Raw genomic sequence first — 25,270 nt, 5'->3', positions numbered from 1 at the left:
GCGGCGCAGGCCGACACCCGGTGTCGGTACGCCGCCCTGGGGCGGGGCGAGGCGCGGGAGGCGACCCGCACCGTCGTCCCGGTTACTTCGGGTCACGGTTGAACGTCGAGGTCGACCAGAAGTAGCCGAGCGCGGTGAGCGCCAGGCACCAGGCGACGGCGAGCCAGCCGTTGTAGCCGATCCCGCTGCCGAGCAGCAGGCCGCGCAGGGTCTCGATGGCCGGCGTGAACGGCTGGTACTGGGCGATCGGCTGGAACCAGCCCGGCATCGCGTCGACGGGGGTGAAGGCGCTGGAGATGAGCGGCAGCAGGATCAGCGGCATCGCGCTGTTGCTGGCGGCCTCGGCGTTCGGGCTGGCCATGCCCATCCCGACCGCGATCCAGGTGAGCGCCAGGGCGAAGAGGACGAGCAGCCCGAAGGCCGCCAGCCACTCCAGGGCGGTGGCGTCCGTGGAGCGGAAGCCGATGGCCACGGCGACCGCGCCGACCAGGACCACGCTGGCGACCGACTGCAGCACGCCGCCCACGACGTGCCCGACGAGGATCGACCCGCGGTGGATCGCCATGGTGCGGAAGCGGGCGATGATGCCCTCGGACATGTCGGTGGAGACGGACACCGCGGCCCCGATGACGGTGCTGCCGATGGTCATCAGCAGGATGCCGGGGACGAGGTAGGCGATGTAGGCGGAGCGGTCGCCGCCCCCGATGCCGGCGCTCATCGTGTTGCCGAAGATGTAGACGAAGAGCAGCAGCAGCATGACCGGGGTGAGCAGCAGGTTCAGGGTGAGTGACGGGTAGCGCCGGGCGTGCAGCAGGTTGCGGCGCAGCATGGTGGCCGAGTCACGGGCGGCGAGGGCGAAGGTGCTCATCGGACGGTCTCCTTGGACTGGTTGTTCTGGGCGGGCACGCTGGAGCCGGTCAGGGCGAAGAACACGTCGTCGAGGTCGGGGGTGTGGACGGTGAGTTCGTCGGCCGCGATGCCGGTGGCGTCCAGTCGGTCGAGGACGGCGCGCAGGTCGCGCTGGCTGCCGTCGCTGGGGATCCGCAGGGCCAGGGCCTCGTCGTCGCGGGTGACGTCGTGCAGGGCGAGGGCGGCGGACCGGTAGGCGGCCGGGTCGGCGAAGCGCAGCCGCACGTGGCCGCCGGGGATGAGTCGCTTCAGCTCGTCGGCGGTGCCTTCGGCGGCGATCCGGCCGTCGTTCAGGACGGCGATGCGGTCGGCGAGTTGGTCGGCCTCCTCCAGGTACTGGGTGGTGAGGAGGACGGTCACGCCGCCGGTGACGAGTTCGCGGATGATCTGCCACATGGTGTGGCGCGAGCGCGGGTCGAGGCCGGTGGTCGGCTCGTCGAGGAAGATGACCCGCGGGCCGCCGACCAGCGTCATGGCGATGTCCAGCCGGCGCTTCATGCCGCCGGAGTAGGTGGAGGCGGGCTTCCCGGCCGCCTCCACCAGGTCGAAGCGTTCCAGGAGTTCGGCGGCGACCCGGCGGCCCTCGCGCTTGGAGAGGTGGTGCAGGTCGGCCATCAGGAGCATGTTCTCCTCGCCGGTGATCAGGCCGTCGACGGCGGAGAACTGCCCGGTGACACCGATCGCGGCGCGCACCGCCTGCGGCGCGGTGGCGATGTCGTGGCCCGCCACCCGGGCCTGTCCGCCGTCGGCGCCGATCAGGGTGGAGAGGATCTTGACGACGGTGGTCTTGCCGGCCCCGTTCGGGCCGAGCAGGGAGAACACCGTTCCTTCGGGGACGGCGAGGTCGATCCCGGCGAGGACGCTCTTGTCGCCGTAGGACTTGCGCAGCCCGTTCGCCGCGATGGCCAGGTCGGTCATGAGAGGTGCTCCTTCAGAGGCTGCGAACAGTGGTGCGGGGGCTGTGAGCGGTTCGGAGGCTGCGGGCGGTTCGGGGGCTGTGAGCGGTTCGGGGGCTGCGGGCGGTTCAGAGGCTGCGGGCGGTGATGTCGCCGTAGGAGGTGGTGGCGCGGATGGTGAGTGCGGCGTCGGCGCCGGTGGTGTTCTGGAGGGTGTTGTGGATCCGGCCGTGGGCGGTGCCGGCGTCGAGGGTCGCGGAGACGCCGCGGGCGGCGCCGATCTCGATGGCGCCGGCGTCGGTGCGCAGGTCGAGGGTGCCGCCGGTGGCCTCGGTGATCCGCAGGTCGCCCTTGCGGGTGCTGAGCTGCGCGGAGCCGTTCAGCCGGCCGACGGTGATGTCGCCCGCGAGGAGGGTGAGGTGGGCGTTCGCGGTCTCGTCGAGCTTGACCGAGCCCTGGGCGCCGTCGAGGGTGACGTCGCCCAGGCGTCCGACGCCCCGCAGGTCGGCGGCGGCCGTCTTCGCCTGGATCCGGGAGCCGGCGGGGAGCTGGACGGTGATCTCGACGGCGCCGGACTGGCCGAGGAGGCGGTTGGCGGCCGGGGCGGCGGCGATCCGCAGGACGCCGTCGGTGTACTCGACCGTGATCCGCTCGGCGGCCTTCACGTCGGCGCCCTTGGCGGCGTTCGCGGGGAGGACCTCGACGGTGGTGTCGCTGCGGTCGGCGGCGATCAGCCGGACGCTGCCGGCGGGGATGTCGAGGACGGCGGCGATCGGGGTGGTGGTGGCGAACTTCTGCATCGTTCTTCTCCTTCTGCGGCGGCGGGCACTCGGTCGGCCCGTCGTTTCCGATGAGGGAAAAGCTACGTTGCATTCATGATGCTGGCAACACACTCGTTGCGTCAGAATCCCATCAGCGCAGGTAGTTGCGGTGATTTCATTGCAATGGTTTCGCGCCTAATGCAACGAGCCGCCGTCCATTCGTTGCAATGGATTGAGAGTGAACGCTATGCTCGGCGCACTACCCACCCCGAAGGAGACCGCGATGCCCGGAGGCAGGCTCACCCAGCAGGAACGCCAGCAGATCGCGCTCGGGCTGGCCGACGGCCTCCCCTACGCCGAGATCGCCAGGCGGCTCGACCGCCCGACCTCGACCATCACGCGCGAGGTGATGCGCAACGGCGGCCCCACCGGCTACCGCGCCGACCTGGCCCAGCGCGCCACCGGGCACCGCGCCCGCCGCCGGCAGGCGGCGCCCCGGGACCCCGCGGCCGTCCCGCAGGAGCACGGCCGCGACGCCGACGCGGTGCGCGCGTACGAGGAGGCGTTCACCACCGCGATGCTGCAGTCGGGCATGCCCCAGATGATGGCCCGGGTGATGGCCTGCCTCTGCCTCACCGACTCGGGCAGCCTCACCGCGTCCGAACTCGTCCAGCGTCTCCAGGTCAGCCCGGCCTCCGTCTCCAAGGCGATCACGTTCCTCGACGCCCAGGGCTTCGTCCGCCGGGAGCGCGACGAGCGCCGCCGCGAGCGCTACCTCGTCGACAACGACATCTGGTACCAGTCGATGATCGCCAGCGCCCGCTCCACCGCCCAGATCGCCGAGACCGCACGCCAGGGCGTCGGCGTGCTCGACGCCGGCACGCCGGCCGGCGCCCGCCTCGAAAACATCGCCCGCTTCCTCGACTTCGTCTCCGAGAGCATCGCCCGGTCCGCCGAGCAGGCCCGCGAGATCCTGCACCCGCAGCCCGCGGCGGCTCCGGACGGCGCCACCGGGCCGGCGTCGGACGGCTGACCGGCCAGCCGTCACCGGCGCCCCCGGGTCAGGCGCCCAGGCGCAGCGGGGTGAGCCGGGTGGCGACCAGGTTGGTGGCCCCGCGGTCCCGTTCGACGTGACCGTGCACCAGCAGGCCGGCCCGGTCCAGGGCGGTGCGGCGCTGGGACTCCCAGACCGGGCGGCTGCAGATCACGTTGATCAGGCCGGTCTCGTCCTCCAGGCTGAGGAACAGCACACCGCCCGCCGTCGGCGGCCGCTGGCGGTGCGTCACCAGTCCGCCGACCACCACCGCCGAGCCGGGTTCCACCCCCGGCAGCTGGGCGGCGGTCAGTGCGCCGCCGCGCTCCAGGTGCGCGCGCAGGTGCTGGACGGGGTGGCTGGTGGCGGAGGCCCCGGTGGCCCAGAGGTCGGCGATGGTCTCCTCCACCGGGGTCATCTCGGGCAGCGGCGGGGCCTCGGTGCCGGGCGTGGTGCCGGGGATCAGCGCCGTCGACACCCCGGCGAACGCCCCGGCGGCCCAGAGCGCCTGACGCCGGCCCAGCCCGAAGCAGCCGAACGCGCCCGCCGCGGCGAGGGCCTCCAGGACCGGCGCGGGCAGGCCCGTGCGCCGCGCGAAGTCCTCCAGGTCGGCGTACGGCTGCCCGGCCGCGATCGCCTCGGCCTGCGGGGTGCCGACCCCGCGCACGGTGTCCAGCCCGAGCCGGATGGCCGCCTGCGGTTTGCCGGCGGTGAGCGGCGGCTCCGGGGTCGGCCCCCGGTACGGCTCCAGGGTCGGCCGGGCCCCGCTGGCGTTGACGTCCACCCCGCGCACCCGTACGCCGTGCCGCCGGGCGTCCGAGATCAGGCTGAGCGGCGCGTAGAAGCCCATCGGCTGGTTGGCCAGCAGCGCACAGGTGAAGGCGGCCGGGTAGTGGTACTTGAGCCAGGCGCTCGCGTACACCAGGTGGGCGAAGCTGATCGCGTGGCTCTCCGGGAAGCCGTAGTTGGAGAAGGCCTCGATCTTGACGTAGACGTCCTCGGCGGTCTCCGGCGGAATGCCGCGTTCGGCCATGCCGCCCAGCAGCCGCTCGCGCAGCCGGGCGACCCGCTCGTGCGAGCGCTTGGAGCCCATCGCCTGGCGCAGCCGGTCCGCCTCGGCGGGGGTGAACCCGGCGCAGTCGATGGCCAGTTGCATCATCTGCTCCTGGAACAGCGGCACCCCGAGGGTCTTGCCGAGCGCGTTCTCCATCAACGGGTGCGGGCAGCCGGCCGGTTCGACCCCGGCCCGGCGGCGCAGGTACGGATGGACCGAGCCGCCCTGGATCGGGCCCGGGCGGATCAGCGCCACCTCGACCACCAGGTCGTAGAAGTGGTCCGGCTTGAGCCGCGGCAGGGTCGCCATCTGGGCGCGCGACTCGACCTGGAAGACACCGACCGTGTCGGCCCGGCGCAGCATCGCGTACACGCCCGCGTCGTCGACCGGGATGGTCGCCAGGTCGTAGTGCGCGCCGTGGTGTTCGGCGATCAGGTCGCAGGTGTCGTGCAGGGCGGAGAGCATGCCGAGGCCCAGCAGGTCGATCTTGACCAGTCCGGCACCGGCCGTGGAGTCCTTGTCCCACTGCAGCACCGACCGCCCCGGCATCCGGGCCCACTCGGTCGGGCAGATCTCGGCGATCGGCTCCCTGGTGAGCACCATGCCGCCCGAGTGGATGCCCAGGTGGCGCGGCAGGCCGTGCAGTTGACCGGCCAGGGCGAGCACGTCGGCGGGGATGACGGCGTCCGGGCCGGGCGCGGAGCGGAAGTCGCTCTGCCGGCTGAAGGCGTCCACCTGCCCCTGCGGGTAGCCGAGCACCCGGGCCGCGTCGCGCAGCGCCAGCCGGGGCCGGTAGGTGATCACGTTGGCGACCTGGGCGGCGTGCTCGCGCCCGTAGCGGCGGTAGACGTACTGGATGACCTCCTCGCGGCGGCGGTGCTCGATGTCCAGGTCGATGTCGGGCGGGCCGTCCCGGGCGACGGAGAGAAAGCGTTCGAACAGCAGCCGGTAGTGGATCGGGTCGACGGCGGTGATGCCGAGCGCGTAGCAGACCGCCGAGTTGGCCGCCGAACCCCGGCCCTGGCACCAGATGGACTCCCGGCGGCAGAAGTCGACGATGTCGTGGACGATCAGGAAGTACCCGGCCAGCTCCAGGTCCTCGATGACGTCCAGTTCCTTGCCGAGCTGCCGGCGGGCGGCCGCGTTCCCGGGCCCGAAGCGGGCCGGGCCGCCGGCGGCGACCAGCGCGCGCAGATGGCTGATCTCGGTGTGGCCGGGCGGGACGGGGAAGCCGGGCAGCTCCGGGTCGAGCCGGGTGAAGTCGAACGCACAGGCCCGGGCCAGGTCGACGGTGGCCTGCCGCACCCCCGGGAAGCGGGCCAGCCGGGCCGCCATCTCGCGGCCCGAGCGCAGGTGCGCGGTGCCGGCCGCCTGCGTCCAGCCCGCCGCGTCCTGGAGCGTCCGGCGCCCGTGCAGGGCGGCCAGGCTCTGGGCCAGCCGGCCCTGGGCCGGGCCCGCGTGGTGCGCGTTGGTGGAGGCGACGACGGGGAGGCCGAGCCGGGCCGCCAGCGCGGCGAGGGCGTCGTTGCGCAGGTCGTCGCCGGGCAGCCACTGGTCGATCAGCTCGACGTGGACGTTCTCGCGGCCGAACGCCTCGGTGAGGGTGCGCAGCCGGCGCTCGGCCCCGTCGACGCCCCGGGAGGTGTCCGCGCGGGCCCAGCCCCCGGCGGCTCCGGCGGCCAGGGCGGACTCGGCGGCTCCGGCGGCCAGGGCGGCCGGGACCCGGCCGAGGCGGCAGCCGGTGAGCACCGCCCAGTGGCCGTCGTGCGCGTCGGCGAGCGCGGCGAAGTCGTACGCCGGACGGCCCTTGGCCCCGCCCGCCAGCTGGGCGGCGCCGATCGCCGCGGAGAGCCGGCGGTAGCCGGCCGGGTCGCGGGCCAGGACGAGCAGGTGCTCCACCTCCTGGTCGCGGCGCAGCGTCAACTCGGCGCCGAACACCGTGCCGACGCCCGCCTCGCGGGCCGCCTCGGCGAAGCGGACCGCGCCGTAGAGGCCGTCGTGGTCGGTGAGCGCGAGCACCTCGACGCCCAGCCGGGCGGCCTCCGCGACCAGCTCCTCGGGGTCGCTGGCACCGTCGAGGAAGCTGAAGGCCGAGTGGACGTGCAGTTCCGCCCAGGCCGGATCGCCGGTCGGCCCGGCCGGCCCGGGGCCGCGGTCCTCGGCCCGGCGGCGGATCGGCACCACCTGGCCGGCGGCCGGGCCCGGCCGGCCGCCGGCCAGGCGTCGGTGCAGCTCGCTCCAGGGGAGCGCGGGGTGGCTGGTGAATCCCATCGGGGGTTGTCGCCTTCGGTCTCTCGCTCGTGTCCTGCCCCCTGCCGTGCTCCCCGCCGGCCTCTCCTCGCCGATCTCTCCCTGCCGTGCTCCCGCTGGCCTTTCCCCGCCGATCTCTCCCTGCCGTGCTCCCGCTGGCCTTTCCCCGCCGATCTCTCCCTGCCGTGCTCCGTCCCCGCCGCTCCGCCGCCGTGCTCCGTCAGTCGTAACCGGCCTCCAGGAACCACTCGCCGTTCTCCACCGTGAGCAGCAGCGCCCGCCCGTCCGCCACCGTGACCTGGAAACGTGCCCGGCGGCGGGCGCGCGCCTGGTCCCACCAGTACTCGACCGCCGGCCAGGGTCCGGTCCAGCCGTCGACCACCAGGTCCCGACCGCGCACCGCGATCCGGGCCGGCCGGGCCGACACCCCCGCCCGGCCGTCCACGTTCACCGGCCGCCCGGCCGTGTCCAGCACCGCGACCGGCACCGGGGCGCGGTGCACCACGGCCGGCCAGACGTCCCGCAGCCGCCCCGGCCAGGGCGCGTCGGCCGGCGCCGCCGGGTCGTACGGCTCGCCCCACGGCACCCGGACCACCTGCTCGCCCGGTCCCCGCCCGCCGGCCGGTTCGATCCGGCGCAGCCCGGCGTGCCCGAGCACCGCCTGGACCCGGGCCACCGCCCGCTCCACCCGGTCGTCCGCGACCGCCTGCCCCCAGAGCGCCAGCTGCCGGCCCTGGTCGGGCGAGAGGTCGTCGGGTACGAGCCGCAGGGCGGTGAACCCCGCGTCGTGCGACGGCCCGCCGTCCGGCACGGCGAACGTCCCCGCGCCCTGCCAGGCCTGGAGCTGCCAGCGGACGCGCTCGGCGAGCGCCGCCGCCGACAGCCGGCCCTCGTGCCGCCAGAGCCGCGAGACGGTCCGCCCGTCCGCGCAGGCCACCTCGACGGCGACCCGCTGGCAGGTCAGACCCGCCCCGGCGAGCCGCTGGTGCAACTGCTCGGCCAGGGTGCGGGCGACGAACACCAGCGGTTCGGCGAGCGCCTCCGGCGGGTCGAAGCACTGCTCGACGGAGAGGTCCGGCCCCTCCGTCCGCGGCACCAGCGGGCGCGGCTGCAGCCCCCGGGCCAGCCGGTGGGCGGCCGTGCCCGCCGGGCCGAAGCGGTCCGCGACCGCCTCGGCGGGCAGCGCGGCGAACGCCCCGACGGTGGGCAGGCCGAGCCGGTCCAGCAGCTCCGCCAGCCCCTCGTCACCGAGCGCGGCCACCGGATAGGGGGCGAGGAACTCCGCCGTCCGGCCGGCCGGCACCAGCACCCCCGCCCGGGCTGCCAGCACGGCGGCGAACAGGCCGTCGGCGACCCCGATCCGGGCCGGCGGCACCGCGTCCGCCTCCCCGGGGCGCGCCTCGGTGTCCGGCCCGGAATCCGGGCCGGCGGGCGGCTCGGGCGGCCGGGCGAACCCGCCCGGTGCGCCGTCCCGGGCCGCGGGCGCCGCGGCGAACAGGCCGTCCACCGCCCCGGCGCGGCGCCGCGCCGCCGCACGCTCGGCCTCCGCCGGGCGCGTCCACCCGGGGGCGTCGGCGGCCCCGGGCTCCGGCGGGTGCGCCCGCCCGGCGGGCCCGGCGTGCTCGGCGTCCGCGGGATGGGCCTGCCCGGCCCGAACCTCCGGGGCCTCCTCGCCCCGGTCCGCCGCACCGGCCAGGGCGGCCGCCACCGCCCGCTGCACCTTCGCCGTCAGCGCCTCCTCGCCGCCGAAGTACCGGCTCGGGCCCTTCATCGGGATCGCGCACAGACCCGGGCGCAGCACCTCCACCCGGGGCGTGAACGCCTCGACCGCCGCGACCACCGGCTCGAACCGCCGGGTCTCCGCCTCCGGGTCCCGCTCCCGCAGCTCCAGCGCGGGGCAGAGCCGCTGGGCCAGCTTGAGCCGCTGCCCCTGCCGCACACCGGCCGACCGCGCCGCCTCCGAGCAGGCCAGGACCCGCCCGCCGGCGACCACCGCCACCGGGACGTCGCCGCCGCCGTCCGCGCTCCCTTCGACGGCCACCACCGGCCAGTCCGGGCACCAGACCACCAGCACCCGCGGCGTCCCGGGGGTGCCGGCTGCCGCAGGTGTTCCGGACGCTCCGGATTCTCCGGACGCTCCGCCGCCGGTCATCTCACACCACCGCCATTCGGTCGAGGTCCGCCCCGACCCCCGACGTCACGTCCTCCCCCGCCTCGGCGGCCTCGGCCACCGCCCGCACCTCGCCGTGCTCGTCCGGCAGCCAGAGCCGGGCGGTGCGCCCGCGCACCGCCGAGCCACGCCCCTCCACCGCCACCTCCACCTGCCGCCCGGTGAGCTGGCCGTGCCCGTCACCCAGCCCGAACCAGCGGCCGGAGCGCACCTCCAGCCGCAGCCCCGCCCCCGGCCACGGCCCGGCCACCAGCAGCACGCAGCCACTGCGCCGCAGCACGGCCGCCAGCCGGGCGGCCGGCTTGGGTGCCACCGGCCCGTCCGGACGCAGCATGATCAGCTCGACCGCCCCGGCCAGCACCGACACCACCTCGGCCCAGTGCGGCCCGGGGTCGTCCGCCACCAGCAGTCGCCGCAGGTCCAGCCCGTACCCGGCGGCCGCGGCGAGCCCGAGGTCGGGCAGTCCGACCGCGGCCGCCCAGCCGCCGTCCGACCCGCGTGCCCCGGCGGCCAGCGCGAGCAGCAGCCCGGTGTCCCCGGCCCCCACCGACACCGTCGTCCCCCGCCGGAGCCCGCCCTCCGGCAGCACCGCCCCCAGCGCGGGCAGCACCGGCAGCAGCCCGCGCCGACCGTCGACCGCCTCGGTGCCGGTAGCGGCACCGAGGGCAGCCGCGGGCTCCACCGGGCGGAGCGGCTGCCGCTCGGCGGTGGATTCGAAAACAGATTCGAAAACGGGCACACCCCCAGGATCGAACATTCGTTCGCAAAGATTCAAGTCTGCTTGGTCCACCCCAACGGTCACTCTCCGTGTTGCCCGCCGCTCGGGGCCCCCGGACCGCCCCGGGGGCGATCGCCCTGGTCGGCACGGGTGCCCCGTCGCGGCGCGGGCGCCGCGCTCCCGGCACGGCGGGGTCCGGGCACCTCGCGGAACGGCCGTGTCACAACTCGCCGGGCTGCCTCGTCAAAGGAGTGCAAGCCGCCGGACACCGACTTTGGAGCGCGTCATGGAAGCACGCCTGAACCCCTTCACCAACCCGGTCCTGGGCAAGGTCTTCAAGCACATCATCGCCGCGGGCAAGGTGCTCGAAGGCTCGACCCTGCCGGCCGCGACGCAGGAGCTGGTGAAGCTCCGCGCCAGCCAGATCAACGGCTGCGGCTTCTGCACCGACATGCACTTCAAGGACGCCGTGCACGCGGGAGAGTCCCCGGAGCGCCTCAACCTGGTCGCGGCCTGGCGCGAGGCCACGGTGTTCACCGAGGCCGAGCGCGCCGCCCTGGAACTCGCCGAGGAGGCCACCCGCATCGCCGATGCGGCCGGTGGCGTCTCCGACCGGGTCTGGACGAACGCCGCCCAGCACTACGACGAGGACCAGCTCGGCGCCCTGGTCGGAGTGATCACCGTCATCAACGCCTTCAACCGCGGGAACGTCATGCTCCAGATGCCCGCCGGCGACTACCGGCCCGGCCAGTTCGCCTGAGCGGGAGCACTGCCCGGAACGGCCGGATCCGGCCCGGACCGGGGTCACCGACGAGGCGGACACCCGCGCACCCGACGGGCGCGAGGTGTCCGCCTCGCCGCCTTCGCGAGCCCGGCTCCGCGACCGACGCCTTCGCCAACCGGGCGTGACGGCAGTCACACTGATGGAGCGTCACATCCCTCCGGTGCACGTCGTCTCCCTGGCACACGAGGAAGCGACCCGCTCGACCGAGGAGGACGCACCATGGAGACCATGACCGTCGAACGCGTCATCGACGCCCCCATCGACGACGTGTTCCGCTGGCTCACCACGACCACCAACTACACGGCCTCGCCGCTGGTGCTGCGCTGCCGCCTCGCCCGGCGCGGCAGCGGGGCGCCCTACGGCGTCGGCGCCGTCCGCAACCACCTGTGGCTCATCGGCTGGTTCAGCGAGCGCATCACCCACTACGACCCCCCGTACGCCACCGAGTACGTCGTCGACCGGAGCCTGCCGCCGTCCCGTCACGAACTCGGCCGGATGACCTTCACGGAGGTCGACGGCGGCACCCACGTCCGCTGGACCACCCGCGCCGAGGTCGGCGTCCCGCTGCTCGGCGGCCCGCTCACCCGGCTGTTCGCCCGGCCGGTCATCACCCGCACGTTCCGGAACATCCTCGACGCCGCCGCCACCGCGCTGACCACGCCTCCCGGCCGGACCCCGCCGCGGCACTGACCGCCCGTCGGTCGGAGGCGGGGTGGCAGACTGGTCGCATGATCGGACCTGACTTCAAGAAGGACCTTCAGATCTATCTGCAGGACGCCCGGGACGCCCTGCTCTGGAAGCTCGACGGCCTGTCGGAGTACGACATCCGCCGCCCGATGACGCCGACCGGCACCAACCTGCTGGGGCTGGTCAAGCACGCGACCGGCGCCGAGACCCTCTACTTCGGAGCCACCTTCGGGCGGCCGTTCGCCGGAACGCCCCTGTGGATCACGGGCGACGCCGAGCCGAACGCCGACCTCTGGGCGACCCCCGAGGAGACCCGGGAGCAGATCGTCGACCGGTACCGCGCGGCATGGGTCCACGCGGACGCGACGATCGGGTCACTCCCGCTGGACTCCGTCGGCCGGGTGCCCTTCGGCAACCGGAGCGAACTGACGCTCCACCGGGTCCTCGTCCACATGATCGCGGAGATCCAACGCCACGCCGGCCACGCGGACATCGTCCGGGAACAGCTCGACGGCACCACCGGCCTGCGCGACGGGGACGGGAACATGGCCCCCGGCGACCGCCCCCAGTGGGAGGAGCACCACGCCCGAGTCGAACAAGCAGCCCGCACGGCCGCCCAGCCCACCTGACACCCCCACTCCCCGAGCGGAGCTCAGCCCGCGCCGTCCGTGCCGTGGTACTCGCTCGGCATGGAGCTGTGGTGCTCCACGGGCCGTTCGGTGCCGGCTCTCGCCCACCACCAGTACGCGAGGCCGGCCACGGCGACGAGGCCGACCGGAATCAGGACCACCAGAAGCCATTCGAGCATGCCGTCCCCCCCTCCCCCGGCGGCCGACCCGGCGTGCCGCCCCCGGGAAGCGTAGGCCAACGCGCGCCACGGAGTGGCCGGCGGCGCGGCGGGGCCGCGTTGACCTGTCCCTGACCGGGACCCTAGGGTCTGGCCTGTGCAGCGATACGACTGGCTGAAGACCATTCAGCGGATGGACCCGGAGACCGAGTTCACCGAGATCTACCGGATCAGCAGCTGGTACGAGTTCCCGTGGGACACCACCCAGTCGCTCAGCTTCGCGCTCTACCGCACCTACGCCGTCCCGAGCATCGGCCGACTGCTCGCGCGGACCGGCGAGTTCACCCGCCGCGCGCAGAAGCGCTACGACGACACCGTGCTGATCCTGGAGGCCGTGGTCGAGCACGGCTTCGCCTCGGAGCAGGGCCGGGAGGCGATCCGGCGGATGAACCGGATGCACCACCGGTACGACATCTCCAACGAGGACTTCCTGTACGTGCTCGCCACCTTCGTCGTGGTGCCCAAGCGCTGGCTGGACGACTACGGCTGGCGCCCGTACTCCGAGCACGAGGTGCGGGCCACCACCAACTACTACCGCGAACTGGGCCGCCACATGGGCCTGAGCGACATCCCGGAGACGTACGACGCGTTCGAGCGGCTGCTGGACGGCTACGAGCGCGCCCACTTCGGCCACGACCGGGGCGGCCGGGAGGTCTCCGACGCCACCCTCGGCCTGATGGCCTCCTGGTACCCGGCCCCGCTGCGGCCCTCGATGCGGGTGTCCTCGATCTGCCTGCTCGACGATCCGCTGCGCGAGGCCTTCGGGTACTCCCGGCCCCCGGCCGCGCTCCGGTACGCCGTCCGCTCCGGCATGCGGCTGCGCGGGCGGCTCGTCCGCCTCCTGCCGCCGCGCCGCTCCCCCCGCCTGGCCCGCGACGGCCGGCAGGTGCGCAGCTACCCGGGCGGGTACCGGATCGCCGAGCTCGGCACCTTCGAGGACGGCGCCACCGGGGACGGCGCCGCTCCCCGGGGCGGCTGCCCCTTCCCGCCCGCCGCGACCGGGCCGGCCGGGGGCACGGACCCGGCCGGGGGCTGACCGCCCGCCGCACCCGCTCCGCCCCGGACCGGCGCCCTCACTCGGGGACGACGAGGGTGTTCTGGCAGGCCGCCAGGAGCCAGCGCCCGTCCTCCTTGGCCATCACGTACAGCGGGCTGCCCTCCTCGCCGACCTGTTCGCCGGCGAGGGTGAGGTAGCGCTGGCGGACCTTGACCGCGGCCACGTCGGGGCGGACGAAGAGGACGTGCACCACCTCGTACTCGGCGGTGTTCCCGGAGCCGAGGAAGGCGCCCGGGAGCACCGTGCGGGTGAACGCGGCGATCTCGTCCCGCCCGGTGAGGCGCTTGCCGTGGCCGGTGGTCCAGATCGCGTCCTCGCGGAAGAGGCTGACGAACTCCTCCACGAGTTCGTTGACCTGGGCGTACTGGAGGGCGGCGACGACCCGCCCGACGGCCTCGGTCTCAACGGCGATGTCGGCCTCGGCGCCGATCCGGGCATCGGCCTCGACGGCCGTGGTGTTCGTGTTCATGATGACCATGATTGACCTTCAAGCCGACTTGAGGTCAAGTCTTTTGGGCCGCGGGCTCCACCCCGGCCCTGACCTGCCCGGCGCTCGCGCCGTAGGCGGTGACGGCGGTCAGGAGCAGTGCGACGTGGCCGAGGCCGGTGCCGAGCCGGGTGAGCGCGGTGGCGGTGAACAGGGTGCGGAAGCCGGGTGTCCGCCAGAGTGATCCGGCACTCCCGGCCCGTTCGTCCGGCCGGCGGGTACGGCGGGCACGGCGGGCAGAGCGGGCACGGGGGTCGCCCGGGCGTCCGGGGCGGCCGTGACCGCCCGTTCCCGGGTCGGCCGCGGACGGGTCAGGAGGACCCCGGCCAGCACCACGGCCATTCCCGTGACGCCCCTCGCGCTCAACGGCTCGTCGAGCACGAGCGCGCCGAGCCCGGTGGAGACGACCGGCAGCAGGTAGCCGACGGTGGCGGCCGCGGTGGCGCCCTCGGTGGCGATGAGCCGGTAGTTGAGGTGGAAGGTGAGCCCGGTGGAGAGCACCCCGAGCACGGTCACCGCCGCGAGCGCCCGGACGTTGAACCCGTCGGTGGCACCGGCGGCGGCCGGCAGCGCCAGCGAGCCGAGCCCGGCCGCCACGGTGAGCTGGGCGGCGGAGAGGGCGAGCGGGGCGGTACCGGTGCCGGTGAGCACGCGGCCCATGTAGGTGAACGCCACCGCGTAGCTCGCGGCCGCGCCCAGCAGGGCGAGCACGCCCCAGCCGGGGGCGCCGCCGTGCTGGTGCGCCGGCCCCGCGTCGCCCTGCCACGGCGAGAAGATCACCAGCACCCCCGCGAAGCCGAGCAGCAGACCCACGAGGCGCCTCGGGTGCCACCCGCGTTCCGTCCCGAGCGCCAGGCCGATCAGCAGCGACCAGAGCGGGGTCGTCGCGTTGAGCACCCCGGCGGGCCCCGAGCCGACGGTCCGCATGCCCAGGGCGGCCAGGAAGAAGGGCAGCACGTTGCAGAACAGGGCGGCCACGGCGAGCCGGAGCCAGACCGCGGCGCCGCGCGGCAGCCGCTGCCGGGCGGAGCGGGCGAGGAGCAGCAGCACCGCGGCCCCGAGGGCGGAGCGCAGCGCGGTGATCTGCAGCGGGGTCAGCCCGTTCCGGAGCGCGAGTTCGGTCCACAGGAAGCCCGATCCCCAGAGCAGGGCGAGCACGGCCATCCGCAGCACGGGACACCTGCCTTTCGTCGGTCGGCCTCCCGACCGGGAGGCCGGGAGCGCCGGGCGCCGGAAGCACCGGAAGCACCGGAAGCACCGGAAGCACCGGAAGCACCGGAAGCACCGGAAGGAACGCTGCCCGCCCGGACCCGACAGGACAAGTGAAAAGTTCTTCAGCACGTTTAAGCTGGACTACATGCTCGATGTGCGACGTCTACAGGTGCTGCGCGCGGTGGTCACCGGCGGCTCGGTGAGCGCGGCCGCCACCGCGCTCGGCTACACGCCGTCCGCCGTGAGCCAGCAGGTGGCGGCGCTGGAGAAGCAGACCGGGACGGCGCTGCTCGAACGCGCCGGGCGCGGCGTGCGGCCGACCGCCGCCGGGCGGCTGCTCGCCGAGCACGCCGCCGTCATCGAACGGCAGGTGGCCGAGGCCGGCACGGCGCTCGCCGATCTGCTGGCCGGGCGCAGCGGCTCCCTGACGGTCCGCTACTTCGCCACGGCGGGCGCCGCCCTGGTGGCGCCCGCCGTCGCGGCCTTCCGCCGCGAGCACCCGGGGGTGCGGCTCGACCTGGGGATGACCGACCCCGAGGACCCGCTGGAGGACGTCCTCCGGGGGCGGGCGGATGTGGCGGTGGTGGTCCGGCCGCACGGGGGCGAGCACCCCGGGCTGCGCCTCGTCCCCCTGCTCGACGACCCGTACCGCGCCGTCCTGCCGAGGGGCCACCGGCTCGGTGCGAGGCGCGTCCTCGACCTGGCCGACCTGGCCGGTGAGCCCTGGGTCGGCAGCGAGCGGACCGGCCCCTGTCTCGACACCGTCCTGGACGCCTGCGCCGAGGCCGGGTTCCGCCCCGGCTTCGCGGTGGACAGCGAGGACTACCCGACCGCCCAGGGCTTCGTCGCGGCCGGGCTCGGGGTGGCCCTGGTCCCGCTCCTGGGCCTCGCCCGGCGCCACCCCGGTGTGACCGTCCGCAGGCTCCGCGCCCCGGAGCCGGTCCGCGCCGTGCACGCCGCCGTCCGCACCACCGCCTGGGGGCAGCCCGCCCTCGCCCAGCTGCTCGCCTCCCTCCGGGAGGCGGCCCGGGCGGCACGGGTCTGACAGGTGGCACGAGCACCGGGACAGCCTTGTCAGGGCCACGCCATCAACTCGGTGCAGGGGTCTCCCCCGGCGGTGCGACCGTCATTTAGGCTGGTGAGGTGCTCATACTCGTTCGTCGTCGCCACGTGGACCTGCTCCGCGTGACGAGCATGTCCTGTCGACGCTCCAGCTGAACCTCGCGCCTCCCACCCTCATGCGCGGCCCCAGGCGGCCGCGTCCCCCCTCCTGACCCCCGGAGCACCCGCCGCACCAGGCGCGGCCCCGGCATCCCCGGTCGATCACCGGGACAGGCCAGGACGAGACCCAGCGGATGTCACCCATGACGCAGCAGCACTCCTCCAGCACCCCCTCCGCCGCCCCCGCGGACGCCCTCCCGGTGATCGACCTCTCGCTCGCCGACGGCAGCGCCGACGACCGGCTCCGCCTGCACGACGACCTGCGGAAGGCGGCCACCGGCGTCGGCTTCTTCCAGCTCGTCGGCCACGGCGTCACCCCGGCCGAGACGGCCGCCCTGATCGACGCGATGCGGGCGTTCTTCGCCCTGCCGGAGGCGGACCGGCTCGCCGTGAGCAACCTCAACTCCCCGCACTTCCGCGGTTACACCCGCACCGGGCACGAGCTCACCGGCGGCAGCCAGGACTGGCGGGACCAGCTGGACATCGGGGCCGAGCTGCCCCCGCACGTCCCGGAGCGGGGCGAGCCCCCGTACTGGTGGCTGGAGGGCCCGAACCAGTGGCCCACCGCGCTCCCCGAGCTGCGGACCGCCGCGCTCGGCTGGATCGACCGCCTCGGCGCGGTCGCCCAGCGGCTGCTGCACGAACTCCTCGCCTCGATCGGCGCCGCCCCCGACTTCTACGACTACGCCTTCGCCGGCCACCCGCACCTGCGGCTGAAGCTGGTCCGCTACCCCGGCACCGCGCCCGACGGCGCCGGCCAGGGCGTCGGCGCGCACAAGGACTACGGCTTCATCACCCTCCTGCTCCAGGACACCGTCGGCGGCCTCCAGGTCGAGCGCGCGGACGGCAGCTTCCTGGAGGTGCCGCCGATGGAGGGCGCCTTCGTGGTCAACCTGGGCGAGCTGCTGGAGGTCGCCACCGACGGCTACCTCAAGGCCACCAACCACCGCGTGGTCAGCCCGGCCGGCGCCCGCGAGCGCTTCTCCATCCCGTTCTTCTACAACCCGCGCCTCGACGCCCACATCGAGCCGCTCGACTTCCCCCTCGCGCACCACGCCCCGGGCGCCACCCAGGACCCGGGCAACCCGCTCTTCGCCGAGTTCGGCCTCAACGAGTGGAAGGGCTACACCCGCGCCCACCCCGAGGTCACCCGCCGCCACCACCCCGACCTCGCCGACGCCGGCTCGCGCTGACCCCCGGCGGGTTCGGCCGCAACGAGGGGCAGGGCTACACCCGCGCCCACCACCCCAGGTCTCGCCGACCACCCGGCGCACCGGCGGACACCGCCCCCGGGCCCCGCTCCCGCGCCGACGGCGCCGGGCGGGGCCCGGGGCGTACCGGGCACCGCCGGTGGACCGGGTCGCCCGGCACTGTCACACTGCTGCTGTCACAGCGGTGGTGCAACAGAGGCGGAGGTGGCGGATGGGGGCGCGGGAGGGAGTCGAGATCCGGCTGACGGTGGACGAGCTGGCGGCGCGGGCGGGAGTGACCGTGCGCACGGTGCGGTTCTACGGGACGAAGGGGCTGCTGCCGCCGCCGGAGCTGGGACCGCGCCGGGTCGGCTGGTACGGGGCGGAGCACCTGGACCGGCTCGGGCTGATCGAGGAGCTGCAGCGGCAGGGCCTGACGCTGGCGGCGATCGAGCGCTACCTGGCCTGGCTGCCGCAGGACAGCACGCCGCTGGACCTGGCCATCCACCGGGCGCTGGTGGCGTCCTGGACGCCGGAGACGGCGGAGGAGCTGAGCCGCGGGCAGTTGGAGCGGCGGGCCGGGCGGGCGCTCTCGCCCGCGCAGCTGGAACGGCTCGCGGCGATGGGCGCGCTGGAGCGGACGCCCGACCCGGAGGTGTTCCGGGTGGACCCGGGGCTGCTGCCGCTCGGGGTGCGGATCCTGGACGTGCCGATCCCGCTGGAGACCCTGCTGGCCGCGCGCGCGGTGGTGCTGGAGCACAGCCGGGCGACGGCGCACGAGTTGCAGCGGCTGTTCCGCGAGACGGTCTGGAAGCCGTACCGGGAGAGCGAGCCCGCGCCGGCCGAGCTGGAGCGGATGAAGGAACTCACCGACCACATCCAGCCGATGGTGGCGCAGGCCCTGGTGACCGCGTTCCAGCGGTCGCTGCGGGAGGAGCTGGGCGAGGCGGCGCGCTCCGTGGAGGACGCCGCCCCGCCCGGCTGACCGACCGGCCGTCAGTCGGAGAAGGTCCGGCCCTCGGCGGCGACCCGCTCCAGCAGGGCCGGCGGCGCGAACCGCTCGCCGTAGGCGGCGGCGAGTTCCCGGGCGCGGGCCGCGAAGCCCGCCGGGCCGCCCTCGTACCCGTTGATGTACTGGAAGACGCCGCCCGTCCAGGCCGGGAAGCCGATGCCGAGGATGGAGCCCACGTTGGCGTCGGCGACCGAGGTCAGCACGCCCTCCTCCAGGCAGCGGACCGAGTCCAGCGCCTCGCTGAAGAGCATCCTCTCCTTGAGGTCCTCGAAGGGGACGGCGCTCCCGGCCGCGCCCTCGGCCGAGGTGAAGTGCTCGCGCAGGCCCGGCCAGAGCCTGCCGCGCCGGCCGTCCTCGCCGTACTCGTAGAAGCCGGCGCCGCCGCTGCGGCCGGGGCGGCCGAACTCGTCGACCATCCGGTCCACCACCGCGTCCGCCGGGTGGGCGGTCCAGCTGCCGCCGGCCTCCTCGACCGCGCGCCGGTACTCGTCGCGGATCTTGCGCGGCAGCGTCAGCGTCAGCTCGTCCAGCAGCGAGAGCACCTTGGCGGGGTAGCCCGCCTGGGCGGCGGCCTGCTCGACGGTGGCCGGGTCGACGCCCTCGCCGACCATCGCCACGCCCTCGTTGATGAACTGGCCGATCACCCGGGAGGTGAAGAAGCCGCGCGAGTCGTTGACCACGATCGGCGTCCGGTCGATCTGCCGGACCAGGTCGAAGGCGCGGGCGAGCGCCTCGTCGCCGGTCTGCGGACCGCGGATGATCTCCACCAGCCGCATCTTGTCGACCGGCGAGAAGAAGTGCAGGCCGATGAAGTCGGCGGTGCGCCCGACGCCCTCGGCGAGCAGGCCGATCGGCAGGGTGGAGGTGTTGGAGCAGAGCAGCGCGTCCGGCGCCACCACGCCCTCGATCTCCTGGAACACCTTCCGCTTGAGCTCGGGGTTCTCGAAGACCGCCTCGATCACCGCGTCGCAGCCGGCCAGGTCGGCGGCCTCGGCGGTGGGGGTGATCCGGGCGAGCAGCTCCTCGCGCTGCGCCTCGGTGGCCCGGCCGCGCGCCACCGCCTTGTCCAGCAGGCCGGCGGAGTACGCCTTCCCGCGCTCGGCGGCCTCGGTGCTGACGTCCTTCAGCAGCACCTCGATGCCGGCCTTGGCACAGGTGTAGGCGATCCCGGCGCCCATCATGCCCGCGCCGAGCACGGCGACCCTGCGCACCGTCCGCTTCTCGACGCCCTGCGGCCGGCCGGCGCCGGAGTTGACCGCCTGCATGTCGAAGAAGAGCGCCTGGATCATGTTCTTGCTGGTCTGCCCGCAGGCCAGCTCGGTGAAGTAGCGGGCCTCGATCACCATCGCGGTGTCGACGTCCACCTGGGCGCCCTCGACCGCCGCCGCCAGCACGTTGCGCGGCGCCGGGTAGGGCGCGCCGGCCAGCTGCTTGCGCAGGTTGGACGGGAAGGCCGGCAGGTCGGCGGCCAGCGCCGGGGTGGCCGGGGTGCCGCCGGGGATCCGGTACCCCTTGACGTCCCAGGGCTGGACGGCGGTCGGGTTGGCCTCGATCCAGGCGCGCGCCCGGGTGGTCAACTCCTCCGGGGTGTCCACCAGTTCGTGGACCAGGCCGTGCTGGAGCGCCTGCTCCGGGCGGTACTGGCGGCCCTGCAGGAGCACCTTCAGCAGGGCGTCGGTGATGCCGAAGAGCCGCACCGTGCGAACGACCCCGCCGCCACCGGGCAGCAGGCCGAGGGTGACTTCGGGCAGGCCGATCCGGCTGGCCGGGGCGGTCAGCGCGATCCGGTGGTGGCAGGCGAGGGCGATCTCCAGACCGCCGCCGAGCGCGCTGCCGTTGAGGGCGGCGACCACCGGCTTGCCGAGCGTCTCCAGCCGGCGCAGCGCCCGCTTGATCCGCATCGACTTCTCGAAGACGGCGGCGGCGTCCTCGGGGCGGGCGGCGGACAGCATCCGGAGGTCCCCACCGGCGAAGAAGGTCTTCTTCGCCGAGGTGACCACGACGCCGCGCAGGTCGTCGCCGAGGGCGGCGAGGCGCTCGACGGTGGCGTCGAAGTCGGCCGTGAAGGCCTCGTTCATGGTGTTCACGGACTGGGTGGGATCGTCGAGGACGAGGGTGACCACGCCGTCCTGGTCCTGCTCCCAGCGGATGGTGGTGGTGTCGCTCATGGGGTTGGGGTCTCCTGTGAGGGCCGGGACAAGGGGGGTGCCGCGCGCACCGCGCCACGGGAAGGGGCGGCGGCGGGCCGCCGGAGGCTCAGACGCGCTCGACGACGGTGGCGATGCCCATCCCGCCGCCGACGCAGAGGGTGACCAGGCCGTAGCGCAGCTCGCGGCGCTCCAGCTCGTCGACCAGGGTGCCGAGGAGCATCGCGCCGGTGGCGCCGAGCGGGTGGCCGAGGGCGATCGCGCCGCCGTTGACGTTCACCTGGTCCGGGCGGAAGCCGAGCTCGCGGACGAAGCGCAGGGCGACGGCGGCGAAGGCCTCGTTGATCTCGACCAGGTCGATGTCGGCGGCGGTCAGCCCGGCCTTGGCGAGCGCCTTGCGGGTGGCGGGGGCCGGCCCGGTGAGCATGATCGTGGGCTCGGAGCCGGAGACGGCGGCCGAGACGATCCGGGCGCGCGGGCGCAGGCCGTACCGCTCGCCGATGCCGCGGTTGCCGATCGCGACCAGGGCCGCGCCGTCCACGATGCCGGAGGAGTTGCCGGCGTGGTGCACGTGGTCGATGGCCTCGACCCAGTGGTACTTCTGCAGGGCGACCGCGTCGAAGCCGCCGGCCTCGCCGATGCCGGCGAAGGAGGGCTTGAGGCCCGCCAGGGTCTCCACGGTGGTGCCGGGGCGGATGAACTCGTCGCGGTCCAGCACCACCAGGCCGTTGCGGTCGCGGACCGGGACGACCGAGCGGTCGAACAGGCCGTCGGCCTGGGCCTTGGCGGCCCGGGCCTGCGACTCGGCGGCGAAGGCGTCCACGTCGGTGCGGGAGAGGCCCTCGATGGTGGCGATCAGGTCGGCGCCGATGCCCTGCGGGACGAAGTGGTTCTCGTAGTTGGTCATCGGGTCCATCGCCCAGGCACCGCCGTCGGAGCCCATCCTCACCCGGGACATCGACTCGACGCCGCCGGCCAGGATGAGGTCCTCCCAGCCCGAACGGACCTTGGCGGCGGCCAGGTTGACCGCCTCCAGGCCGGAGGCGCAGAAGCGGTTCTCCTGGACGCCGGCCACCGAGTCGGGCAGGCCGGCGGTGATGGCGGCGATCCGGGCGATGTCGGAGCCCTGGTCGCCGATCGGGCTGACCACACCGAGCACGATGTCGTCGACCGCCGCCGGGTCCAGCTCGGGGAAGCGGCGGCGCAGTTCGTGGATCAGGCCGACGACCAGGTCGATCGGCTTGGTGCCGTGCAGTGAGCCGTTGGCCTTGCCCCGGCCGCGCGGGGTGCGGATCGCGTCGTAGACGTACGCTTCGGTGGTCACGGTGGATTGCCTTTCGGGGGTCTGACCGGGCGGGGGGGTGGGAGGGTTCGGGAGGGGCCGGGGCGGGAGTTCCGCGGTCTGGCGGGCGCTTCGCCGGGCGGGCGGGGGGCGGGGACCGGGGTCAGCCCAGCAGGGAGCGCCCGACGATCTCCTTCATGATCTCGGTGGTCCCGCCGTAGATGGTCTGGATCCGGCCGTCGGTGAACGCGCGGGCGACCGGGTACTCGGTCATGTACCCGTAGCCGCCGTGGAGTTGGAGGCAGCGGTCGGCCGTGCGCTTCTGCAGTTCGGTGGCCCACCACTTGGCCATCGAGGCGTCCGCCGGGGTGAGCGCGTAGCGGTTGTGCTCGGTGATGCAGCGGTCCACGAAGGCCCGGGTGACCGCGCACTCGGTGGCCATCTCGGCGATCTCGAACCGGACGTGCTGGAGCTTGGCGAGCGGCCGGCCGAAGGCCTCGCGCTGCTTCACGTACTCGGTGGTGATCTCGACCAGGTACTCGGCGCCGGCGATCGCGGCGGCCGCGATGGTGAGCCGCTCCTGCGCGAGGTTCCGCATCAGGTAGAGGAAGCCCTGGTGCTCCTCGCCGAGCAGGTTCGCCTTGGGGACGCGGACGTCCTCGAAGAACAACTCGGCGGTGTCCTGGGCCTTCTGGCCGATCTTGTCGAGGTTGCGGCCGCGCTCGAAGCCGGGCGTCCCGCGCTCGACCACCAGCAGGCTCAGGCCGCGCGAACCGCCCTCGGGGGTGGTCCTGGCGACCACGACCACCAGGTCGGCCAGGATGCCGTTGGAGATGAAGGTCTTGGCACCGTTGAGCAGGTAGTGGTCGCCCTGGTCCACGGCGTGGGTGCGGATGCCCTGGAGGTCGGAGCCGGTGCCGGGTTCGGTCATCGCGATGGCGGTGATCAGCTCGCCGCTGCAGAACCCCGGCAGCCAGCGGCGCTTCTGCTCGTCGGTGGCGAGCGAGGTGAGGTACGGGCCGATGATGTCGTTGTGCAGGCCGAGCGCCAGGCCGGAGGCGCCCGCCCGGGCGAACTCCTCGGCGAGCACGGCGGCGTAGCGGAAGTCGGCGGCGCCCCCGCCGCCGTACTCCTCGGGGACGGCGAGCCCGAGCAGCCCCTGCCGGCCGGCGGCCAGCCAGGCGGAGCGGTCCACGATGCCGGCCCGCTCCCAGCGGTCGTAGTGCGGCAGCACCTCCTTGGCGAGGAAGGACCGGACGGTCGCCCGGAAGTCCTCGTGCTCCTCGGTGTAGATGTCGCGTTCCACGGCAAGCTCCTTAACGGGCTTCGGAGCCCAGGGAATTCGGGGAATCCGGGGACTCGGGGGCGTCCGGGGAATCCGGGACGGCCCGGTCGGCAGGGACAGCAGGGGCAGCCGGCTCAGCGGGCTCAGCAGGTGAGTCCGGCGGGGCCAGCAGGGCGGGCACGCCCCAGTCGCGGGCCACCTCGTCGGTGTCGGCGCCCGGCCGGGCCGGCGGGCGGCGCAGCGTGCCGGGGGTGGCGGAGAACCGGGGCGCGGGCGCCGGCTGGGTGACGCCGTCCGCCTCGACGTACGTCCCCCGGGCCACCAGGTGCCCGTACGAGGCAGCCTGACGCATCGTCAGGACCGGCTCCACACAGGCGTCGGAGCCGGCGAAGACGGCCTCCCACTCGGCGCGGGTACGGGTGGCGAAGCGGGCCGAGATCCGCGCCCGCAGTTCGGGCCAGCGGGCCACCTCATACTGGCCCGGGGCGTCCGGACCGAGCTCCAGCAGCCGGGCGAACTCGGCGTAGAACCGCGGCTCCAGCGCGCCGACGGCGAGGTCGCCGCCGTCCTTGGCCCGGTACACGGCGTAGCAGGGCGCACCGCCGTCGAGCAGGTTCACGCCGCGCCGGTCCTGCCACTGCCCGGCCGCGAGCAGCCCCCAGAGCACGGTGGTGAGGTGGGCGGCGCCGTCCACGATGGCGGCGTCGACGACCTGGCCGGCGCCGGTCGCACCGGCGTGGTGGAGGGCCGCGAGCAGACCGACGACCAGGTAGAGCGAGCCGCCGGCGTAGTCGCCGAGCAGGTTGGCGGGGACGGCGGGCGGCTGCTCGGGCGATCCGATCAGGCCGAGCACCCCGGCCACCGCCGCGTACCCGATGTCGTGGCCGGCCCGGGCGGCCAGCGGTCCGTCCTGACCCCAGCCGGTCATCCGGCCGTAGACCAGGGCGGGGTTGCGGGCGAGACAGGCCTCGGGGCCGACGCCGAGGCGTTCGGCGACTCCGGGGCGGTAGCCCTCGATCAGCAGGTGGGCGCGTTCGACCAGGTCGAGCACCTGCGCGGGCCCGCCGGGGGACTTGAGGTCGACCAGCACCGAGCGCTTGTTGCGGTTGGTGACGTCGTAGGCCGGGTCCTGGGAGAGCGGTGAGGGGTCGGGCCGGTCCACCCGGACCACGTCGGCCCCGAGGTCGGCCAGCAGCATGCCCGCGAACGGCCCGGGGCCGATCCCCGCGAGCTCGACCACCCGGACCCCGGCCAGCGGGCCGGGACTGCTCGGGTCACGCACTGGCGACCGCCCCCTCGGGGTTTGACAGTAAAGCTGTAACACTCGCGATGATAGGGAAGCGACCCGCCGGTAACAAGACCCTTCACCCGTCGACACAGCCCTGACGAATCCCTGACACGGAGGGCGCAACCGGGGTGACGGAGGGTGCGTCGGTACACCTACAGGGCGGGCCTGTACGGTCGCCCTGGCAGCAGACGCACATGGCCTCCCCAGGGTTCACCACCGGGCCGGTCCAGCCGGCCTCCCCGCCCGGCGCACCGCGCAACCCGTCGCCGGACACCGTCATCCCGATCTCGGCACCGGGCACGTCCCCGTTCGCGGCCGGGCCCACCCCGAACCCCTCCCCCGGCCCGCCGCCGTCCGCCCCCACCACCCGGCTGGACCGGCCGCACGAGCTCAACGCCTCGGCCGGCATCGCCCGGCAGATCGCCACCGACCTCGACAGCGCCAGCGGCAAGGGTGGCAACAACCTCGCCGAGCACGCGACCACCGCCGCCACCAGGATCCGCGGCTTCTCCTTCGGCAGCGCCCTCACCGGCTCGACCGAGCGCTGGCTGCAGCAGTGCAAGACCCTGCACGACAAGCTGACCGGCACCGCCGACAACCTCGACACCACCCAGCGCACCTACCAGGCGAACGAGCACGCCACCGCCGGCCGGCAGCGGGCTCTTCCCCGACACCGCCGACCTCTGGCGGCAGTTCCTCGTCGCCGGCGGCAAGGCGGTCGGCTGCGAGCCGATCATCCCGTAGCCCGTCCGCGGCCGGCCGGCCCGGGTCTCCGGGGAGGACACCCGGGCCGGCCGGCTCCCCCTGGCGAAGGAGGCGGATCGTGTGGTGGGAGGAGGCACCGGCGCTCCCGTCCGCGGGAGGGTGGGGGGCATGACCACAACGATCTCCGCCGGCGGGGTCGCCCTGGCCGGGCAGGCGGTGCCGGCCCCCCCGGGCACCGGGACCGCTGACGTAGAGTCGGCCGGGTGATCACGGGG

21 protein-coding genes are annotated in these 25,270 nt (G+C 74.6%); 8 read left to right on the top strand and 13 right to left on the bottom strand.

What is annotated here, in order from left to right; all coding sequences use genetic code 11:
• Positions 1 to 82: 82 nt before the first annotated feature.
• From ACZ34W_RS26535 to ACZ34W_RS26525, 3 genes are all read right to left on the bottom strand, one after another.
• Positions 83 to 868, bottom strand: a complete 786-nt coding sequence (locus ACZ34W_RS26535) for an ABC transporter permease (protein ID WP_465607617.1) — start codon at positions 866 to 868, stop codon at positions 83 to 85.
• Complete coding sequence (locus ACZ34W_RS26530) at positions 865 to 1,827, bottom strand: ATP-binding cassette domain-containing protein (RefSeq protein ID WP_465607615.1); 963 nt, start codon at positions 1,825 to 1,827, stop codon at positions 865 to 867. The genes ACZ34W_RS26535 and ACZ34W_RS26530 overlap by 4 nt, the downstream gene beginning before the upstream one ends.
• A 106-nt stretch (positions 1,828 to 1,933) precedes the next feature.
• Positions 1,934 to 2,605, bottom strand: coding sequence for a DUF4097 family beta strand repeat-containing protein (locus tag ACZ34W_RS26525; protein WP_465607613.1), 672 nt, complete (start codon positions 2,603 to 2,605; stop codon positions 1,934 to 1,936).
• 244 nt (positions 2,606 to 2,849) lie between these two features.
• Here ACZ34W_RS26525 and ACZ34W_RS26520 point away from each other — a divergent pair, with 244 nt between their 5' ends.
• On the top strand, positions 2,850 to 3,599 hold the full coding sequence (locus ACZ34W_RS26520) for a helix-turn-helix domain-containing protein (RefSeq protein ID WP_465607611.1): 750 nt from the start codon (positions 2,850 to 2,852) through the stop codon (positions 3,597 to 3,599).
• 28 nt (positions 3,600 to 3,627) lie between these two features.
• Here ACZ34W_RS26520 and ACZ34W_RS26515 read toward each other — a convergent pair whose 3' ends face one another.
• From ACZ34W_RS26515 to ACZ34W_RS26505, 3 genes are all read right to left on the bottom strand, one after another.
• Positions 3,628 to 6,924 carry an error-prone DNA polymerase gene (locus ACZ34W_RS26515; RefSeq protein WP_465607609.1) on the bottom strand — a complete coding sequence of 1,099 codons (3,297 nt, stop codon included), beginning with the start codon at positions 6,922 to 6,924 and terminating at the stop codon, positions 3,628 to 3,630.
• A 199-nt stretch (positions 6,925 to 7,123) separates the two neighbouring features.
• Entirely contained in the window at positions 7,124 to 8,977 is a 1,854-nt protein-coding gene (locus ACZ34W_RS26510) for a DNA polymerase Y family protein (protein WP_359838323.1), read from the bottom strand.
• Between the two features lie 79 nt (positions 8,978 to 9,056).
• Positions 9,057 to 9,812: a hypothetical protein gene (locus tag ACZ34W_RS26505; RefSeq protein WP_465607607.1), complete on the bottom strand. Its 756-nt coding sequence runs from the start codon at positions 9,810 to 9,812 to the stop codon at positions 9,057 to 9,059.
• A 265-nt stretch (positions 9,813 to 10,077) separates the two neighbouring features.
• On the opposite strand from ACZ34W_RS26505, the gene ACZ34W_RS26500 reads away from it, so the two are divergent.
• From ACZ34W_RS26500 to ACZ34W_RS26490, 3 genes are all read left to right on the top strand, one after another.
• Positions 10,078 to 10,551 carry a carboxymuconolactone decarboxylase family protein gene (locus ACZ34W_RS26500; RefSeq protein WP_352296581.1) on the top strand — a complete coding sequence of 158 codons (474 nt, stop codon included), beginning with the start codon at positions 10,078 to 10,080 and terminating at the stop codon, positions 10,549 to 10,551.
• A 243-nt stretch (positions 10,552 to 10,794) separates the two neighbouring features.
• Entirely contained in the window at positions 10,795 to 11,265 is a 471-nt protein-coding gene (locus ACZ34W_RS26495) for an SRPBCC family protein (protein ID WP_465607605.1), read from the top strand.
• Positions 11,266 to 11,303: 38 nt separating this feature from the next.
• Positions 11,304 to 11,891, top strand: coding sequence for a DinB family protein (locus tag ACZ34W_RS26490; RefSeq protein ID WP_465607603.1), 588 nt, complete (start codon positions 11,304 to 11,306; stop codon positions 11,889 to 11,891).
• Positions 11,892 to 11,914: 23 nt separating this feature from the next.
• On the opposite strand, the gene ACZ34W_RS26485 is transcribed toward ACZ34W_RS26490, so the two are convergent.
• Positions 11,915 to 12,070 (bottom strand): hypothetical protein, encoded by a 156-nt coding sequence (locus tag ACZ34W_RS26485; protein ID WP_396491700.1) that lies wholly within the window; start codon positions 12,068 to 12,070, stop codon positions 11,915 to 11,917.
• A gap of 136 nt (positions 12,071 to 12,206) precedes the next feature.
• Here ACZ34W_RS26485 and ACZ34W_RS26480 point away from each other — a divergent pair, with 136 nt between their 5' ends.
• Positions 12,207 to 13,145 carry an oxygenase MpaB family protein gene (locus ACZ34W_RS26480; RefSeq protein WP_465607601.1) on the top strand — a complete coding sequence of 313 codons (939 nt, stop codon included), beginning with the start codon at positions 12,207 to 12,209 and terminating at the stop codon, positions 13,143 to 13,145.
• Positions 13,146 to 13,182: 37 nt separating this feature from the next.
• Here the strand turns inward: ACZ34W_RS26480 and ACZ34W_RS26475 are convergent, their stop codons facing one another.
• Together ACZ34W_RS26475 and ACZ34W_RS26470 are read right to left on the bottom strand one after the other, a co-directional pair.
• The gene (locus ACZ34W_RS26475) at positions 13,183 to 13,635 is read right to left on the bottom strand and encodes an SgcJ/EcaC family oxidoreductase (RefSeq protein ID WP_465607599.1); all 453 of its coding nucleotides are present in this window, start codon (positions 13,633 to 13,635) and stop codon (positions 13,183 to 13,185) included.
• Between the two features lie 108 nt (positions 13,636 to 13,743).
• Entirely contained in the window at positions 13,744 to 14,817 is a 1,074-nt protein-coding gene (locus ACZ34W_RS26470; protein ID WP_465607691.1) for a DMT family transporter, read from the bottom strand.
• Between the two features lie 193 nt (positions 14,818 to 15,010).
• Between ACZ34W_RS26470 and ACZ34W_RS26465 the strand changes: the two genes are divergently transcribed.
• The 3 genes from ACZ34W_RS26465 (at position 15,011) to ACZ34W_RS26455 (ending at position 18,261) form a co-directional block, all read left to right on the top strand.
• Positions 15,011 to 15,910: a LysR family transcriptional regulator gene (locus ACZ34W_RS26465; RefSeq protein WP_396491703.1), complete on the top strand. Its 900-nt coding sequence runs from the start codon at positions 15,011 to 15,013 to the stop codon at positions 15,908 to 15,910.
• A 319-nt stretch (positions 15,911 to 16,229) separates the two neighbouring features.
• On the top strand, positions 16,230 to 17,279 hold the full coding sequence (locus ACZ34W_RS26460) for an isopenicillin N synthase family dioxygenase (RefSeq protein WP_396491704.1): 1,050 nt from the start codon (positions 16,230 to 16,232) through the stop codon (positions 17,277 to 17,279).
• Between the two features lie 229 nt (positions 17,280 to 17,508).
• The gene (locus tag ACZ34W_RS26455) at positions 17,509 to 18,261 is read left to right on the top strand and encodes a MerR family transcriptional regulator (protein WP_329487053.1); all 753 of its coding nucleotides are present in this window, start codon (positions 17,509 to 17,511) and stop codon (positions 18,259 to 18,261) included.
• Between the two features lie 11 nt (positions 18,262 to 18,272).
• Here ACZ34W_RS26455 and ACZ34W_RS26450 read toward each other — a convergent pair whose 3' ends face one another.
• The 4 genes from ACZ34W_RS26450 to ACZ34W_RS26435 all read right to left on the bottom strand — a co-directional run bounded on the left by ACZ34W_RS26450 (position 18,273) and on the right by ACZ34W_RS26435 (position 24,284).
• The gene (locus ACZ34W_RS26450; RefSeq protein WP_465607596.1) at positions 18,273 to 20,456 is read right to left on the bottom strand and encodes a 3-hydroxyacyl-CoA dehydrogenase NAD-binding domain-containing protein; all 2,184 of its coding nucleotides are present in this window, start codon (positions 20,454 to 20,456) and stop codon (positions 18,273 to 18,275) included.
• Between the two features lie 88 nt (positions 20,457 to 20,544).
• The gene (locus ACZ34W_RS26445; RefSeq protein ID WP_329487055.1) at positions 20,545 to 21,759 is read right to left on the bottom strand and encodes an acetyl-CoA C-acetyltransferase; all 1,215 of its coding nucleotides are present in this window, start codon (positions 21,757 to 21,759) and stop codon (positions 20,545 to 20,547) included.
• A gap of 121 nt (positions 21,760 to 21,880) precedes the next feature.
• Positions 21,881 to 23,023: an acyl-CoA dehydrogenase family protein gene (locus ACZ34W_RS26440; RefSeq protein ID WP_329487056.1), complete on the bottom strand. Its 1,143-nt coding sequence runs from the start codon at positions 23,021 to 23,023 to the stop codon at positions 21,881 to 21,883.
• A 10-nt stretch (positions 23,024 to 23,033) separates the two neighbouring features.
• Positions 23,034 to 24,284 (bottom strand): CaiB/BaiF CoA transferase family protein, encoded by a 1,251-nt coding sequence (locus ACZ34W_RS26435; protein WP_465607594.1) that lies wholly within the window; start codon positions 24,282 to 24,284, stop codon positions 23,034 to 23,036.
• Positions 24,285 to 25,270 lie beyond the last annotated feature (986 nt).

This window comes from Kitasatospora sp. NPDC022856 (assembly GCF_055561235.1).
The sequence above is the reverse complement of the archived record's forward strand: the minus strand, read 5'-3'. Positions and strand labels throughout refer to the sequence as shown.

Coding starts and splice junctions, on each gene's coding strand:
- ACZ34W_RS26520 (WP_465607611.1), top strand. CDS start 2,850: ATGCCCGGAGGCAGGCTCACCCAGCAGGAACGCCAGCAGATCGCGCTC.
- ACZ34W_RS26530 (WP_465607615.1), bottom strand. CDS start 1,827: ATGACCGACCTGGCCATCGCGGCGAACGGGCTGCGCAAGTCCTACGGC.
- ACZ34W_RS26535 (WP_465607617.1), bottom strand. CDS start 868: ATGAGCACCTTCGCCCTCGCCGCCCGTGACTCGGCCACCATGCTGCGC.
- ACZ34W_RS26500 (WP_352296581.1), top strand. CDS start 10,078: ATGGAAGCACGCCTGAACCCCTTCACCAACCCGGTCCTGGGCAAGGTC.
- ACZ34W_RS26465 (WP_396491703.1), top strand. CDS start 15,011: ATGCTCGATGTGCGACGTCTACAGGTGCTGCGCGCGGTGGTCACCGGC.
- ACZ34W_RS26460 (WP_396491704.1), top strand. CDS start 16,230: ATGACGCAGCAGCACTCCTCCAGCACCCCCTCCGCCGCCCCCGCGGAC.
- ACZ34W_RS26475 (WP_465607599.1), bottom strand. CDS start 13,635: ATGAACACGAACACCACGGCCGTCGAGGCCGATGCCCGGATCGGCGCC.
- ACZ34W_RS26525 (WP_465607613.1), bottom strand. CDS start 2,605: ATGCAGAAGTTCGCCACCACCACCCCGATCGCCGCCGTCCTCGACATC.
- ACZ34W_RS26485 (WP_396491700.1), bottom strand. CDS start 12,070: ATGCTCGAATGGCTTCTGGTGGTCCTGATTCCGGTCGGCCTCGTCGCC.
- ACZ34W_RS26490 (WP_465607603.1), top strand. CDS start 11,304: ATGATCGGACCTGACTTCAAGAAGGACCTTCAGATCTATCTGCAGGAC.
- ACZ34W_RS26450 (WP_465607596.1), bottom strand. CDS start 20,456: ATGAGCGACACCACCACCATCCGCTGGGAGCAGGACCAGGACGGCGTG.
- ACZ34W_RS26470 (WP_465607691.1), bottom strand. CDS start 14,817: ATGGCCGTGCTCGCCCTGCTCTGGGGATCGGGCTTCCTGTGGACCGAA.
- ACZ34W_RS26455 (WP_329487053.1), top strand. CDS start 17,509: ATGGGGGCGCGGGAGGGAGTCGAGATCCGGCTGACGGTGGACGAGCTG.
- ACZ34W_RS26495 (WP_465607605.1), top strand. CDS start 10,795: ATGGAGACCATGACCGTCGAACGCGTCATCGACGCCCCCATCGACGAC.
- ACZ34W_RS26515 (WP_465607609.1), bottom strand. CDS start 6,924: ATGGGATTCACCAGCCACCCCGCGCTCCCCTGGAGCGAGCTGCACCGA.